At 58.0% G+C, this 15,919-nt stretch carries 13 protein-coding genes; 6 read left to right on the top strand and 7 right to left on the bottom strand.

What is annotated here, in order from left to right; genetic code table 11:
- From AC4IBF_RS08880 to AC4IBF_RS08865, 4 genes are read right to left on the bottom strand one after another with little or no spacing between them, the layout of a single operon-like run.
- Window positions 1-1,239, bottom strand: coding sequence for a DotU family type VI secretion system protein (locus tag AC4IBF_RS08880; protein ID WP_115875529.1), 1,239 nt, complete (start codon window positions 1,237-1,239; stop codon window positions 1-3).
- 17 nt (window positions 1,240-1,256) lie between these two features.
- The gene (gene tssK, locus AC4IBF_RS08875; RefSeq protein ID WP_111964768.1) at window positions 1,257-2,600 is read right to left on the bottom strand and encodes a type VI secretion system baseplate subunit TssK; all 1,344 of its coding nucleotides are present in this window, start codon (window positions 2,598-2,600) and stop codon (window positions 1,257-1,259) included.
- Between the two features lie 28 nt (window positions 2,601-2,628).
- Window positions 2,629-3,132, bottom strand: a complete 504-nt coding sequence (gene tssJ / locus AC4IBF_RS08870; RefSeq protein ID WP_063143854.1) for a type VI secretion system lipoprotein TssJ — start codon at window positions 3,130-3,132, stop codon at window positions 2,629-2,631.
- Between the two features lie 23 nt (window positions 3,133-3,155).
- Window positions 3,156-3,650 carry an SH3 domain-containing protein gene (locus AC4IBF_RS08865; protein WP_111964770.1) on the bottom strand — a complete coding sequence of 165 codons (495 nt, stop codon included), beginning with the start codon at window positions 3,648-3,650 and terminating at the stop codon, window positions 3,156-3,158.
- 1,001 nt (window positions 3,651-4,651) lie between these two features.
- Here AC4IBF_RS08865 and AC4IBF_RS08860 point away from each other — a divergent pair.
- Both AC4IBF_RS08860 and AC4IBF_RS08855 read left to right on the top strand, forming a co-directional pair.
- Entirely contained in the window at window positions 4,652-6,940 is a 2,289-nt protein-coding gene (locus AC4IBF_RS08860) for an FdhF/YdeP family oxidoreductase (protein WP_491463262.1), read from the top strand.
- A gap of 22 nt (window positions 6,941-6,962) precedes the next feature.
- Complete coding sequence (locus AC4IBF_RS08855; protein WP_302235292.1) at window positions 6,963-7,859, top strand: LysR family transcriptional regulator; 897 nt, start codon at window positions 6,963-6,965, stop codon at window positions 7,857-7,859.
- Here AC4IBF_RS08855 and AC4IBF_RS08850 read toward each other — a convergent pair.
- Window positions 7,838-8,596, bottom strand: a complete 759-nt coding sequence (locus AC4IBF_RS08850) for a phosphate/phosphite/phosphonate ABC transporter substrate-binding protein (RefSeq protein ID WP_325848361.1) — start codon at window positions 8,594-8,596, stop codon at window positions 7,838-7,840. The two genes, AC4IBF_RS08855 and AC4IBF_RS08850, sit on opposite strands and share 22 nt — an antisense overlap.
- Window positions 8,589-9,560, bottom strand: coding sequence for a fatty acid desaturase (locus AC4IBF_RS08845; RefSeq protein WP_288462016.1), 972 nt, complete (start codon window positions 9,558-9,560; stop codon window positions 8,589-8,591). The genes AC4IBF_RS08850 and AC4IBF_RS08845 overlap by 8 nt, the downstream gene beginning before the upstream one ends.
- A gap of 149 nt (window positions 9,561-9,709) precedes the next feature.
- Between AC4IBF_RS08845 and AC4IBF_RS08840 the strand changes: the two genes are divergently transcribed.
- Together AC4IBF_RS08840 and gap are read left to right on the top strand one after the other, a co-directional pair.
- Complete coding sequence (locus AC4IBF_RS08840) at window positions 9,710-10,690, top strand: GlxA family transcriptional regulator (protein ID WP_111964774.1); 981 nt, start codon at window positions 9,710-9,712, stop codon at window positions 10,688-10,690.
- 78 nt (window positions 10,691-10,768) lie between these two features.
- Entirely contained in the window at window positions 10,769-11,779 is a 1,011-nt protein-coding gene (gene gap / locus AC4IBF_RS08835; RefSeq protein WP_491463261.1) for a type I glyceraldehyde-3-phosphate dehydrogenase, read from the top strand.
- A gap of 41 nt (window positions 11,780-11,820) precedes the next feature.
- Here gap and AC4IBF_RS08830 read toward each other — a convergent pair whose 3' ends face one another.
- Complete coding sequence (locus AC4IBF_RS08830; protein WP_136195759.1) at window positions 11,821-13,008, bottom strand: MFS transporter; 1,188 nt, start codon at window positions 13,006-13,008, stop codon at window positions 11,821-11,823.
- A gap of 115 nt (window positions 13,009-13,123) precedes the next feature.
- On the opposite strand from AC4IBF_RS08830, the gene AC4IBF_RS08825 reads away from it, so the two are divergent.
- Both AC4IBF_RS08825 and AC4IBF_RS08820 read left to right on the top strand, forming a co-directional pair.
- Complete coding sequence (locus AC4IBF_RS08825; RefSeq protein WP_111964777.1) at window positions 13,124-14,080, top strand: AraC family transcriptional regulator; 957 nt, start codon at window positions 13,124-13,126, stop codon at window positions 14,078-14,080.
- A 102-nt stretch (window positions 14,081-14,182) separates the two neighbouring features.
- Entirely contained in the window at window positions 14,183-15,868 is a 1,686-nt protein-coding gene (locus AC4IBF_RS08820) for an alpha,alpha-trehalase (protein ID WP_491463260.1), read from the top strand.
- Window positions 15,869-15,919: the final 51 nt, after the last annotated feature.

Genomic DNA, 15,919 nt, shown 5'->3' with positions numbered 1-15,919 from the left:
TTAGTTTCCTTGCGGCAATCCGTTCAGCTCGGCCTGAGTGTTTTCAGGCGACACCAGCAGAGTAATTTCCACACGGCGGTTTCGGGCGCGGTTTTCAGGCGTCGTGTTTGGCGCCACCGGGTTAATCTCGCCCCGCCCTTCCGCTTTCACGCGGCCAGGCTGAGAGAGGCTTCCCTGCAGCATTTTTTGTACCGAGCGGGCGCGTTCCAGAGAGAGTTCATAGTTGGAGGCAAAGCGCGCGCTGCGGATCGGCACGTTGTCGCTGTAGCCCACCACCAGAATTTTGCCGCTGACGTTATTCATCGCCTGCGCAATGCGGCTGATGACCGGTTCATAGCGGTCGCGCACGACGGTCGAGGCAGAGGCAAACAGCCCGTCGCCTTTCAGGATAACGACGCTGCGATCCGCTTCGTCTTTCACCGCGACGAGGCCAGCCTCGATCTCCGGTTTCAGGAAGCCGCGAAGGTTAAGCACCGCCGGTAGCTGACGGGCCGGTTGCTGAATAGTGGTTTCCGGCAGCTGGGACTGGTAAATCTTCGCCAGCACCGGGTTGGTGCTGTCGCCAAGACGCCAGTTAAGCACGATATAGAAGAGACAGGCGATAAACCCGGCCAGCGCCACGCAGGCCCACAGAGGAACCATCGGCCGCCAGAGCTTACGCAGCACGGGACGATCTTCCGGATGGGGAGAAAGCGGCGGCGGATAGCTGCCGCGCACGCCGCGGATCATCTGCCACAGCCGCTGCTTGATGGTCTCAAGCTGGGTGCGGCCGTTATCCAGAACCCGATAGCGTCCCTCGAAGCCCAGCAGCAGGCAGTAGTTGATCATCTCCAGCAGCAGAATGTGCTCGCGCGGGTTCTGCGACAGGCGCGCCAGCAGCTGGAAGAACTTCTCGCCGCCCCAGGTTTCGTTATGGAACGTCACCAGCAGACCGTTGCTGGACCAGACGCCGCTGCTGCCCCAGGGGGTGAGCGCGGCGGCCTCGTCGAGCGCCGTACACAGGCAGTAACGTGCCCCGACGATCACTTCGTAGGGGAGCCCTGCCTGCTGGCAGCGGACTTCAAAACGGCGAATTTCATCGATCAGGCGCTGGCGTAACGCCACCTGATCGTCATGGGAGACCGAATGACGGATCTGCGGAATCGCATTGAGCAGCGGATTGGCGGCCGCCACCAGCTGATTGTTGCTACTGGCCCCGGTAAACGCGGCATCGCTGCCGGTGTCCTGTCGTTCCTGCATATTAAGCGCTCGCTTTATTATTCTGTCGGGCTACGGATGGCCCAAAACTCCATATCCAGCCCCGGGAACTCCCCTGCAAGGTGCAGGGCGAATGCGCCGGACTTATCCATCTCGTGCCACAGCTCGCTGCCCTTCTCGAGCTCGAAGTAGCTGTAGCCGGCATGCCACGGGATCTGCGGCGGCGCGACCGGCATGGCCCGCAGCATAATACCCGGCAGCTGAAGCTGAACCAGATCGCGGATTTTCGACACCGGTGCGACCTTCATCTGCGCCGGGAAATGGGTTTGCAGGTGTTCGCCCGGCACGTTGGCTTTTACCGCCAGCACGAAGCCGAACTCACGCACCATGCTGGTTTCAGGCACCGTGGCGATGTTGAGGCCGTGAGAGCGCTCGTTAAGCGGGATCTGAATCGCGTGGTCTTCCATCACCAGCGACAGCCCCTGACGCAGCATCAGCATCAGCTTGCTGAAGCAGTTTGCCAGATCGTCATGATCGTAAATCGGCAGCACGCTTTCGGCGGTCCGCTGCGACGTCCAGGTGGCAAGTTCGGTCGCAAACGGCAGCCAGCTGCGCCAGAGCGTTTCCGGATGCAGCAGCGGGAGGGTTTTTAAATGAGACACCTCGCCCAGATGACGGTTAACCAGCGACAGCAGCGTGAACTCAATCAGTTCAGAGGTATTAAAGCGACCGGGCTGGCGCAAACGACCGCCAATTTGCTGGCTGCGCTGTACCAGCAAGCCGTGCAGATCGTTGATCATGCTGTAGATCTGCGGGCTGTTGTTGGCATTGAGCATCGGCGGGATGTAGCTGTTGTCGAGCCGCACGTGGTTGTCGTTACGTTTCTCCGTCACAAACGCCACGCCGATGGCGGTCCATTCTGCCGTGAGGTCTTTTTCCAGCATCAGGGTCAGACGCAGGCGGCCAAACTGAACGGTGGCATCTCCCACCGACATGGCGTTGTCGTCTTCCACCTCTTGCTCGAAAGCGATAAAGCGCGCCAGCGAGGCTGCCTCTTCGCTAAAGATCACCTCTTCTCTCTCGCCACGACGAACCGGCAGCGCGAGCACCACCTTTTCGTTAGTGAGATTGTCAGGAATTTTCAGCGGTACAGGGCCGTTGCGCCCGTTACGGACCTGGAAAAAGGTGCCGTCCGGCAGCAACCCACTGCAGTAGCTCAGGGCTATGCATCCCTGACGAAGCATCGCTTCATCCAGTTCAACGTCAAGAAAGCCCCAGAGATACGATCGCTGCAGCGCGCCCCATTCACGAACATGGTTGAGCAGATAGCTTTCAGTCCGCTGAAAATGGTGTGGACGCAGGAACATGCCTTCGGTCCAGACAACCTTTTCTGCTTTCGTCATGATGATGTATTTCCTGTTTTGAAGCGCGTTACTGGCTGATGACCCGAATGCCGTTCACGTCGAGAAAAACGTTGGCCTGGAGTTCATCTGCGGACCATTTCCAGAACTGGTAGATATGATTTTCGCCAGGCACGGGCAGAGGAAGTGAAACGCGCCATTTTTTGCCATCCAGCACCTGATACTCCGCCATCACGCCGATGTAGCGGGCCTCCGGAGAGCTTTGCCCGCTGAGGGTTTTGGACAGCTGTCCCGGCATCAGGAAAAACACGTCGCTGTTCAGCAGATTCGCGCCAAGCGTGGCTGACGCGTTGTTCTGCAGGGAGTAAAAGTCGCTTGACATGAAATCCGCATCGGATTTCAGCAACAGCACCCGGACCTTAAGCGGCGCAGATTCATTGATTTGTGGATGAGCCTGAAACTGCAGATTGTAGCGGGAGGGGTCGCTGTGTGAAGACGACGTACAACCACTGACCAGGGCGAAAACCACCGCGTAAAAGAATAACCACAGCTTATGAAAATTTTTATTATTCATAAAAATGCGCTCATTAAAGCCGTTTAGTTCAGGATCCAGGTACCGTTAGCGCTGTCTTTGCAGGCTTTGCTGTTGCCATCGACATCGACACAGGTCGCTTTTTTACGCGTCTTCGGACGAATAGCCTGTTTACGCACGGCGGCGTCGTACAGGTCGGCCTTGATCACGGCGCGCATCGGGACGTAACCAATCAGCTGCTCGTTACCTTCATCGGCAAGCGCCATCCAGTAGTGTTCAACCTGACCCAGCACCACGTACGTTTTTCCGGTATCAAGAGTGCGGATAACTTTACCGCCGAAGTCAGGGCGGCTCATCAGAGAGGCCGGATACATAGCACGATACGGCTCGTTGACCGGCGTGAACTCCGCCGGCGGGGTAACAGCGTGACGGTGGGTTAAGGTGACGCCGTTGACCTGACTGGTCTCGATAGTATCGTCGTTGATCACAGGTTTCTGCGGCGCTTTACAGCCCGCCACCGCCATTACAAACAGAAGTGAAAACAGTACGCGCATTTTCATATGCTTTTCCGTAGCGATATTTCGATGATGAAGATAAGGGGGTGAAGTTTGACTTAAGTGCTATTGTTAAAATAGCCAGGATATTTTCGGGGCGTTACTATTTTAAGGGCATAGCTACCGCACGAGCCCTTCAGAATAAGGCCCAGCGTCTTCCTGACATATTTTGACAAACGGTAAGCAAGTTTACATGAGCTTTGCCTCAATTCAATATTTACCGTTGCGTAACTGTTGCTAAATGAAGCAGTCGGAAAATTATAGGATTAATCCTATGAAAACACCCGACATAGCCCAAACTCTCTTATTTCCCTACCAAAATACACTGCAACTTAATGTTTTATATACCAAAAACACAAAAGAGAAATACTTTCATTAACGCAATACTGCTATTATCGCCACTACCATAATTAGTAGAATTTGCGTATTGATGAGGTCAGCAGAATATATCAACGATGAATTATTTGTTGCACTAACAGAGTATCTTTAATATCGATCGGACTCTAAGACTTGAATGTGACTATTTCACTTATGTTGCAGGGCGTTAATTTCACGCCTAAAAATAACTTTATATTTCTCGTTATGGCAATTATCCCGTCAGGCCTAAATTTTATCCATTAATCATTAAGCCTGAGTTAACCTTCCTGACCTTATAGCAGCCGAAAATGCTCGCGATAGCCCGCCAGCTGTGAATGTTTTTTATTGTCACCGCTCAAAGGCTTCATTCGAAACTTTATTGGTGCTACATCCTCTCCTGCTCGCCCCATCTATCTTGCTTACCATGCGATAGATAAGATTTATTATTAAAATGATAAAAAATCGTTATAATTTCTTTAAATATTTCAACACCAGACCCTATAAACAACTGTAATAAAAAGAATTTAAGTTAAAGCATCTTTTCGTACCGTACGCGCGTCGCCATCCGGTCGTCATTGCTTTCGCCTATCGTTCTTTGCAGCGCTTTTAGGGGTTCAGACGTTGTGTGACCGAACAAATCAGGAGTGGGTATGAACAAGAAAAGACGCTCGGTGCCGGGTATCAGACACTATGACGGTCCTGCCGGCGGCTGGGGCGCATTGAAAGCGACGGCCATTGCAGTACGTACCCAAATGGATACCCTTGATGCCCCCGCGACGCTGCTGCGCACCAACCAGCCTGACGGCTTTGACTGCCCGGGCTGCGCGTGGCCGGATAAAGAACACAAATCGACCTTCCAGTTCTGCGAGAACGGCGCCAAAGCGGTGACCTGGGAAGCCACCAGCAAACGCGTTACCCCCGCGTTTCTGGCCGAAAACAGCGTCTCCTCGCTGCTGGCAAAATCGGACTTTGAGCTGGAAGGTTACGGTCGACTCACGCATCCCCTGCGCTATGACCGGGCAACCGATACCTTCCGGCCCGTCGCCTGGGACGAGGCGTTTGAACGCATCGGCGAAGTGCTGCGCGGGCTTGAACCGGACCAGGTTGAGTTCTATACCTCCGGACGGGCCTCTAACGAAGCGGCGTATCTGTTCCAGCTGTTCGCTCGCGAATACGGCACCAACAATTTCCCCGACTGCTCTAATATGTGTCACGAGGCCACCAGCGTCGGTTTGCCGCGTTCGATTGGCATCGGGAAAGGCACCGTCTCGCTGGATGATTTCGACAAGACCGAGCTGGTTATCTCCATCGGTCACAACCCCGGCACGAACCATCCGCGAATGATGGGCACCCTCCATGAGCTGGCCCGCCGCAACGTGCCGATTATCGTCTTTAACCCGCTGCGCGAGCGCGCCCTCGAACGTTTCGCCGATCCGCAAAGCGTGATTGAAATGGCAACTTACGGCTCTACGGATATTGCCTCAACCTACTTCCAGGTAAAGGCCGGGGGCGACGCCGCCGCGCTGAAAGGCATAGCTAAACACCTGCTTGAAATGGAGGCCGAACGCGGCGACGTGCTCGATCGCGCGTTTATCGCCGAACATACCCAGGGCATTGAAGATTTCACCGCCGATATCGCACAGACCCGCTGGGACGAGATCGAGCGGGAGTCAGGTCTCAGTCAGGCGGCCCTCAAAACGGTAGCCGAGGCCTATGCGAAATCGAATGCCACCATCATCACCTACGGGATGGGCATTACCCAGCACAATAAAGGCACGGCCAACGTCCGCCTGATCGCTGATCTGCTGCTGCTACGGGGGAATATCGGCAAGCCCGGTGCGGGAATATGCCCCCTGCGCGGTCATTCAAACGTTCAGGGGAACCGTACCGTCGGGATTAGCGAGAAACCCACGCCGGCCTTCCTGAACCGTCTGAAGGACGTTTTCGGCTTTGAGCCGCCGTCTCACCATGGACACGATGCGGTGCAGGCCACGCAGGCGATGATCGACGGCCGCGCGAAGGCGCTCATCTGCCTCGGGGGTAATTTTGCGGTGGCGATGCCCGATCACGAACGTGGTTTTCCGGCGATGGGTAACCTGGACTTGAGCGTGCACGTCGGCACCAAGCTGAACCGTACCCATCTGCTGGTGGGCAAAGAGACCTTTATTTTCCCGTGTCTTGGCCGTACCGAGCTGGATGTTCAGGCTACCGGTCGTCAGTCCATTACCGTCGAAGACTCGATGTCGATGGTCCATGCCTCATCCGGCAAGCTGAAACCCGCCTCACCGTTACTCCGTTCGGAACCGGCTATCGTCGCCGGCATGGCGAAAGCCACACTGCCGGAAACCCGCGTGGACTGGCTGATGCTGATTGAGGATTACGACCGCATCCGCGATCTGATCGAGCAGACCATCCCGGGCTTTGAGAACTACAATGCGCGGATCCGCGTTCCCGGTGGCTTCCGTATGCCGCTGCCGCCCACGCAACGCATCTGGCCAACGGCGACGGGAAAAGCGATGTTCTCGGTGTTCGACGGTGTTCACGAAAACGCCAGCGGCGAAGGTGAGCATGTTATGCGGCTAATCACGCTGCGCAGCCACGACCAGTACAACACCACCATTTACGCCCTTGACGACCGCTACCGTGGCGTATTTGGCCGCCGCGACGTGTTGTTCATGAACGAGGACGACATGGCGCAGTCAGGGCTGGAACATGGCGACCGCGTGGATATCGAAACCGCCCTCCCCGGCAGCGTTCAGCGTCTGAAAGACATTACCGTGGTGGCGTACAACATCGCGCCGGGGACCGTCGGCGCCTATTATCCGGAGGCCAACGTGCTGGTACCGCTGGATTATCTGGATAAGGACAGCGGTACGCCGTCGTATAAATCCGTTCCGGTTCGCATCACCCTGCGCTCTAAAGAGATCCGCATGCTGTAAGGTAGTTCGCGCAGAGAAAAAGATGGATATTAAACAGTTAAAATATTTAATCGCGCTCGACGAGACCCGCCATTTTGGCAAGGCGGCCTCGCAGTGCAACATCACCCAGCCGACCCTCTCCATGCGCATCCGCAGCCTGGAAGAGGAGCTGGGGCTGGTGCTGATTGTTCGAGGACAGCGCTTTGAAGGGTTTACGCCGGAGGGTGAACGCATACTCGCGTGGGCACGCGCGCTGCTGGCCGCGCACGACGGGCTGCAGGCGGAAGCGGCGCTGTGCAAAGGCCAGGTGGTGGGCGAACTACGTCTCGGGATGGTGCCGCTGGCGAGCGTGGATCCGATGATCTTTATTCGCCTGCTGACCCAAAAATATCCGGAGCTGACCTACAGCCTCTATTCCATGTCCTCCGCACAGATTGCCGACGGCGTCAGCCGCAATCAGCTTGAGCTGGGAATTTGCTACCTCAACAGCTTCGACACCAGCCTGTTCGATATTATCCAGCTACCCAAAACCAAGATGGGCCTGCTGCACGACGTCCGCCATTTCCAGCTCGGCCAGGAGACGTTGACCTGGCGCGATCTGACAGATTTTCCGCTGGGGTTTCTGACTAAAGGGATGCATTACCGGGCGCATATGGAGGCCAGCTTTAAGTCTGCAGGCATCGAACCGGCGTCCGTTTTCGAGAGCGACTCCACGTTTCAGATCATCCAGGCGGTGCAAAGCGGCGTATGCTGCGCCGTGATGCCGCTGAATAACGGTCTGGAAGATCTGAACAGTAATTTCAGGATTGTCCCCATCGCCGACGCGAATATTGAGGCCCCTGTCGGCCTGATTATGCGCAGGCAGAAGCCCGTCTCCTCGCTGGCGCTGCGCTGTTTTACCGACGCGCAGGAGATTTATCACGCCAACAATGAGGCGTAGGCCTGGCGCGTCACCACGCTAAAACCGTCAATCAGCACCGCGCCGCGCACGGCCCGATATTCCGGCAAACTCACCAGCGCGCGGAGCGCATCGCGAAGGGCGTTCAGGGTCTCAGGCGAGGCGTGGGGCGAGGTAATGAGCGGCAGCCCCGGCGTCAGAGGGGTATGGTCAATCACCGCCAGCCCCGTCAGTCTTTCCGGCTCGTGACGCTGCAGTAACGCCCATGTCACGCAGTCGATGGCCGCGATATCCCCTGCCCCGCGTTTGACATCGATCAGCGACTGGCGATGGCTGCCGCTGAAGGACGTTTGCGCGAAAAATGGACTGTTGCTCACCAGGGGAGCGACTATTTTTCGCAGCGCATTGTAGCCGGACTGCGAATCCGGAGAATTACAGACCGCACGACATCCGCGAAAATCCGCCAGCGTGAGATGGCGATCCTCCTCGCGCACCACCAGAAAGCTGCGGTACTGGATCCCTTCGCAGCCAGGTGCCACGTAGTGAAAACAGCCGACCACCTGCACGTCCGGAAGCTGGGTAACCAGCGGATAACCGCAGGTCTGGCTGAGGACAAGCGCAGGCTGTCGCCAGTGGGTCAGCAGATCGGACTCCGGCCAGCCGGGATCGCGATCGACGGACACACCGCGCGCAGCCAGCAGTCCTTTTACCGCCAGCCAGAGCGCAAGGGTGTCGGCGCGATCCACAGCATACATGGGAAACGCCAGCAGGTTACTCATACCCTTCCCCCTGTTGTTTTCCTGGGTGAACGGTGACGTCAACGGGCCTGCCCCAGAACTGACGCAGCCATTCACCATAGCCTCTGACGAGAAAACCGTGGTTTCGCTGCCGGTACGCCTCCCGGTTTTGCTGGTAGATCGCCTTCAGCCCGTACCAGGGTACGCCCGGCAGATCGTGATGTACTGAATGGTAGTTGAGATTCAAAAACAGTACCCGCCAGAATAGCCCGGCCTCGTTAATGACGGAGCGCGCCAGCGGATCGTCCGCCGCGCGATGTTCGAAAAACGATCGGACCTTGGTCAGCGCCAGCGCCGGATAGCTGACTGCCAGCACGAACCAGAAGGGAGAAAAACCGACGTGCGTCATCCAGGCGAAGAGCACCACCAGCAGCAAAGCGTGCACCAGCCACATCGTCATTGCGCGCAGGTGAAGGTGACGAAATGCCGCCGCGGCGCTGCCCAGCGTCTGAAGGATATCCAGCAGCGGTGCCAGCATCAGCCGTCCGGCAAAGGTATTCCGGGCCCTGATAAGCCGTTTCTGCCAGGGAGAAAAGCGCGCCCAGCTCTCGTCGGTAAAATAGTACGACTCCGGATCATCCACCGGATGGGTCAGGCTATGGTGCCGATGATGGGCGAGATGGGAGTCCCGGTACAGGCCGTACGGATACCAGACCGCCAGCGGGAGCGTGCCAAACAGCTGGTTCAGCCAGGCAAAACGGGTGGGATGCCCGTGGATCAGCTCATGCTGCAGCGACATGTACCAGGCGGTAAACCCGATGAGCAGCAGCGTGGCGGGCAGCAGGCCCAGCGTTTGCCAGAACGCCAGCGTGGTAAACCAGCCTGCATAAATAGTGATAATCAGCAGCCACGTGGGCAGCTCGCTTCGCCATAAAAAACCCGATGCGTGGTGGCGGATTTGTTCGCGTTGTTGCGGATGTAAATAGAGGGAGCTTCGTTGACTCATTCCTTCAGACGCCGTTTCGCCAGAGATAATTCTCTGACGATCGGGGAAAACGCCTGAAATAACAAAGAACATTAATCGCTTTGCTTTGCCAGAAACGTGGGGGTCATGCGCTCCTTGACTTATTCTGCAATAAAGGTACTTTTCAGGACATGAAAAAGATCCTGATTATTGTTCCCGACGGCGGCATGCTGTTTGAAGCCGCCGGTATCGCCGACATTCTGATGCAGGCCAACCGGCTGCATCCGGAAGGGCTTGCGCAGCCCCGCTACCGGATTATCATCGCCACCACGCAGCCTCACCAGGTGATCCACGGCCAGTCCGGCCTGAATTTGCTGGCGGACTATCGCCTGCCGGAGCTGGATCCGCGTGAACCGCTGGATACCATTATCATCACCGGGCGCGGCATGAACGAGCAGGAGAGCACGGCGGTGGTTGACTGGCTGCACCTCGCTGCGCCGCACGCCCGGCGGGTAGCCTCTATCTGCGGCGGCGCGATGCTGCTGGCCCAGACCGGCCTGCTGGACGGTCGCCGCGCGACCACCCACTGGCGGCTGCTGGAGACAATGCAGACACAGTACCCGTCAATCCGGGTCGAAGGCGGCCCGCTGTACATTCAGGACGGCCCCATCTGGACCTCCGGCGGCGTCAGTTCCGGGTTCGATCTGACCCTGGCGCTTGTAGAGGACGATTACGGATTTACCCTCGCCCGCGACGTCGCGCAGGATATGGTGATGTACCTGCGCCGTCCCGGCGGGCAGCTGCAGTTCAGCCGCTACAGCCTTCAGCAGCCCGGCACATCCGGTCCGATAAGCGAACTGCAAACCTGGATCCTGCAGAACCTCACCGCCGATCTGTGCGTGGAAAATCTGGCCGAGAAAGCGGCAATGAGCCCGCGTAATTTCACCCGCGTGTTTACCCGCGACGCGGGAGTCTCTCCCGCCCGCTATGTGACCGAAGCGCGCCTGGCCGCGGCCCGTCAGCTGCTTGAGCAGACCCATGACTCCCTTGAGCGCGTTGCCGAGCAAAGCGGGTTTGGCACCAGCATTAACTTGCGCCGCATCTTTGAGAAACAGCTTCACCTCACGCCCGGCGAGTACCGCCAGCGCTTCCACTGCCGCAAGATGGCGTAATCTGATCCTTTTTTGTCGTTTACGCCAACCGGCCCGACGCCTACAGTGACTCCAGACAACAGAGATAAGGAGTGCACCATGGTTAAGGTCGGTATTAACGGTTTCGGCCGTATCGGACGTAATTTCCTGCGCGCGGCGCTGGGCAACCCGGCTCTGCAGATTGTGGCCATTAACGATCTGACGGACAGCAAAACCCTCGCCCATCTGCTGAAGCATGATTCCCTTCTGGGCACGCTGCCCGCGCCCGTTGAAGCGGGTGACGGCGCGCTGCAGGTAGACGGCCAGCGGATCGCCGTATTTAGCGAACGCGATCCGGCGAATATCCCGTGGCGTGAAGCTGGAGTAGACGTGGTGATTGAGGCCACCGGCTTCTTTACCGAGCGAGAGAAAGCGGCGGTGCATATCACCCACGGCGGCGCTAAGCGCGTGATCATTTCCGCTCCCGCGAAAAACGATGATCTGACGATTGTGATGGGCGTCAACCATGAGCAGTACGATCCCGCCAAACACGCGGTGGTAAGCAACGGGAGCTGCACCACGAACGGTCTGGCGCCGGCCGCTCAGGTGCTGCACCAGCAGTTCGGGATTGAGCATGGCCTGATGAACACGACGCACGCCTACACCAACAGCCAGGCGCTGCACGATCAGCCGGAAAAAGATCTGCGCGGCGCACGCGCGGCGGCGCTGTCGATTGTGCCTTATTCAAGCGGTGCGGCGAAAGCGCTGGGGAAAGTGATCCCTTCCCTTGACGGCAAACTGACCGGGTACTCCCTGCGCGTGCCGGTGCCGGTGGTGTCGATTGTGGATTTAACGGTAACGCTGAGCCGTCACGTAACCGCCGAAGAGGTGAATGACGCGTTCCGCAACGCGGCCGCCAGCGGGCCTCTTAAAGGCATTCTGGGCTATAGCGATGAACCGCTAGTTTCCAGCGACTACCAGGGCGACCCACGCTCCTCAATTATCGACGGGCTTTCAACGCTTGTGATTGGCGGGAACATGGTAAAGATCCTGGCGTGGTATGACAACGAGTGGGGCTTCTCTAACCGCCTGGTGGATCTGGCGGTGCTGATGGATAAGAAAGGGCTGTAAGCCTGATGCCGGGTGGCGCATGCGCCCACCCGGCAAATAATTCAATCCGCTTTCACTTTCACGCCCATAAACACAATCACCATCGCCGTTACTAACAGGAAACCGCTTCCCGCGAACACGCCGCTGGCACCGTTGAGGTCAAAGACCGCCCCGCCCCCGGCCGCACCGGCACTGATTGCCAGTTGAATTGAGGCCACCAGCAGCCCTCCTGCACTTTCGGCTTCATCCGGAACGGTAGTGGCAAGCCAGGTTGACCAGCCCACCGGAACCAGACCAAATGCAAAGCCCCACAGCGCGACCAGCAGCCCGTCCAGCATCGCCAGATGACCAAAGGCGACCATCATGAGCGCGAGAACGCCCATCGCAAACGGTACCAGCGCCAGCGTCAGGCGCAGATTGCGTGCCAGCAGATGCCCTGCAACAGAAGTGCCCACAAAGTTGGCGATACCAAAGCCCAGCAGGATCAGCGAAATGGCCTCCACGCTCGCCTGCCCCACCGTCTCCAGGAACGGACGCAGGTAGGTAAAGAAGGCGAAATGGCCGCTGAAGATCAGAATGGTCGCCAGCATGCCGCCGATCATTCCCGGACGACGCAGCACGCGGAACAGCGTACTCAGGCTGCCGCTGCTCTCCGGCTTCATGGACGGCAGCACCCAGAGCTGCCACAGCAGCGCCAGCATGCTCGGCAGAATGCAGAGTATAAAGACGTTGCGCCAGCCGATCAGGCTGCCCAGATAGCTGCCGAGCGGCGCCGCGACCACCGTGGCAATTGATACGCTGGAGAAGATCACCGCCAGCGCTTTCGGCACTTTATCTGCCGGAACCAGACGCATCGTAGTCGCCGTCGACATCGCCCAGAATCCCCCAATGGCTACCCCCAGCAGCAGACGCCCCATCAGCAGGACGTGCAGGTTGGGCGCAAAGGCCACCAGCAGGCTGGAGATAATTTGCAGCACCGAGAAAAACATCAGCACCCAGCGGCGGTCAATACTTTTGGTGGCAGGCGTAATCAGCAACCCGGTGACCAGCGCCACCAGCGCGGTGGCGGTGACGGCCTGTCCGGCCATTCCCTCGGTCACGCCCAGGCTCGCGGCCATGGGCGTTAACAAACTCGCCGGCAGAAATTCTGCCGTAATCAAACCAAATACTCCCAGCCCCAGTGAATAGACGGCCCGCCAGGCGGGTTTTGCAGGCGCTACCGCCTCGCTCGCCGCGACACATGAACTCATCTGTTGATCTCCCGTTATAAAAATGTGACTACTGTCGCAAAAGAATAGAAGGTTCACCCTGGACGATCTATGACATATAATCTCCACTTATTGATTATTCGTCCGGAGTTGTGCCATGACCGTACAGTCACCCGATCTGATCAGCGAACTTTTACGCGGCATGCGTCTGTCAGGCGTGAAATACCGGCGGATCCAGGCCAGCGCGCCGTTTGGCGTCGCTTTTCATCAGGCGCCCGGCCGGGCACAGTTTCATTTTGTGAGCCACGGTAGCGCCCTGCTGCGCATGGAGAGCGGTGCAACGTTCGAACTGAGCGGTGGCGACGCCCTCTTTATTCCCGGCGGGAATTCCCACGCCCTGCTCTCTGACGAGCAGGCCACCATTACGCCCATCAACGCCTTCCCGAGCGAGCCTATCTGCAGCTCGGTGTGTGCTATCACCTGCGAGCCCTGCCCGGAAAGCGAGAATACCCTCATCTTTAGCGGGTGCATGGATTTTGAGCTGGGCGGGATGCAGCCGCTGATCAAAGCGATGCCGGAAGTGATGATGGTCAGCCGGCTGATGTCCACCTGGCCGGAAATTCATCCGCTGCTGGCGGCGATGGAGCGGGAATCCGCGGCGCGTCAGGCCGGGTATGCCGGGATCCTTGCGCGCCTTGCCGACGTGGTGGCGGCATTAATCGTGCGCGGCTGGGTTGAAGGCGGCTGCGGTAAAGCCACCGGCTGGGTGCAGGTTCTGCGCGACCCGCGCCTGAGCCGGGCCATTTACGCCATGCACCAGCAGCCAGGCCTGAACTGGAGCGTCGCGGATCTGGCAAAAGAAGCGGGCACGTCCCGCTCCGTGTTCGCCGAACGGTTTCTGGCCGCGACGGGAACCACTCCGGCAAAATATCTCAGCGAGCTGAGAATGCGGCTGGCGATTCAGTACATTCGGCATGAAAATCAACCCATTGAAACCGTCGCGCTGCGGCTGGGATACGGCTCCCTGGCGGCCTTCAGCCGGGCATTCAAGCGCATTATTGGACATGCGCCGGGCACGCTGCGGGAAGCCAGCCAGACCGCGGAAGAGGTCTGAAAGACCGGCAATATTTAACGCGAAGCGGGCAATATTCGTCTAAGGTTTTCAGGTGATTGACAACAGCGGTCACGCTGTTTAGTGAAGACAGGAGACGAACTGATGATAAGACCTCGTACACTACGCCCCGCGTTTTTGCCCCTTGCGTTAGGCGGCGCGCTGCTCGGCGTAACGACACTGGGATATGCCGACGATAGCCCCGCAGCCCAGACAACCTCACCCGATATTTTGCTGGGCCCTCTGTTTAACGATGTGCAGAGCGCCAAACTGTTTCCCGATCAGAAAACCTTTGCTGATGCCGTCCCCAAAAGCGACCCGCTGATGATTCTGGCGGACTACCGGATGCAGCACACGCAGTCCAGCTTTGACTTACGCCACTTTGTCGAGATGAACTTTACGCTCCCTGCGGAAGGGGAAAAATATGTTCCGCCTGCTGGACAAAGTTTACGTGAGCACATTGACGATCTCTGGCCCGTGCTGACGCGCACCACCGGTAAAGCCAGCAACAAATGGGATTCCCTTCTGCCGTTACCGAAACCTTACGTTGTGCCCGGCGGACGTTTCCGCGAGGTTTACTACTGGGACAGCTATTTCACCATGCTGGGCCTGGCAGAGAGCGATCATTGGGACAAAATCAGCGACATGGTGGATAACTTTGCCTATGAGATTGACACCTTCGGCCACATTCCCAACGGCAACCGCAGCTATTACCTGAGCCGATCCCAACCGCCGTTCTTCTCGCTGATGGTGGAACTGCTGGCAACGCACGACAGCGATGCGCTGAAGAAGTATCGTCCGCAGATGGAAAAAGAGTATGCCTACTGGATGGACGGCGTTAATGCCCTTCAGCCGGGCCAGGCCAACAAGCGCGTGGTGAAGCTGGACGACGGCGCTGTCCTCAACCGCTACTGGGACGACCGCGATACCCCGCGTCCGGAGTCCTGGCTTGACGATGTGAATACTGCCAAAAGTAACCCTAACCGACCCGCGACCGAGATCTATCGTGATTTACGTTCCGCCGCGGCCTCGGGCTGGGACTTTAGCTCCCGCTGGATGGACGACCCGCAAAAGCTCGGCACCATCCGGACCACCAGCATTGTTCCCGTGGATCTCAACGCCCTGATGTTTAAGATGGAAAAACTGCTGGCGCGGGCAAGCCAGGAGAGCGGTGACGCCGCCAGCGCAAGTAAATACGAAGCGCTGGCTACGGCGCGTCAGAAATCCATCGAGAGCCACCTGTGGAATGATAAAGAGGGCTGGTACGCGGATTACGATCTGAAGAGCAAGAAGGTACGCAATCAGCTCACCGCCGCAGCCCTGTTCCCGCTTTACGTGAAGGCGGCGGCGCAGGATCGTGCCGATAAAGTCGCCGCGGCAACCTCGTCGCGCCTGTTGAAACCGGGCGGGATAGCGACCACCACCGTAAACAGCGGCCAGCAGTGGGATGCGCCAAACGGCTGGGCCCCCCTGCAATGGGTGGCTGCGGAAGGGCTGCAGAATTACGGGCAAGAGAAGGTCTCGATGGACGTGACCTGGCGCTTCCTGAAGAACGTTCAGCATACTTATGACCGGGAAAAGAAACTGGTTGAGAAGTATGACGTGTCGACCACCGGTACGGGCGGCGGCGGCGGCGAGTATCCGCTGCAGGACGGCTTCGGCTGGAGCAACGGCGTGACGCTGAAAATGCTGGATCGGGTCTGCCCGAAAGAGAAACCTTGCGACAGCGTGCCGGAGAATCGGCCTGCGGCGAATGATGAGGCTGCGCCGGTAAAAGCGACGGCGCAGTAAGGGAGTAATGCCGGGTGCGGCTACGCCTTACCCGGCCTACATTTTGAACTC

This window comes from Enterobacter sp. Taxon_8 (assembly GCF_058354585.1).
The sequence above is the reverse complement of the archived record's forward strand: the minus strand, read 5'-3'. Positions and strand labels throughout refer to the sequence as shown.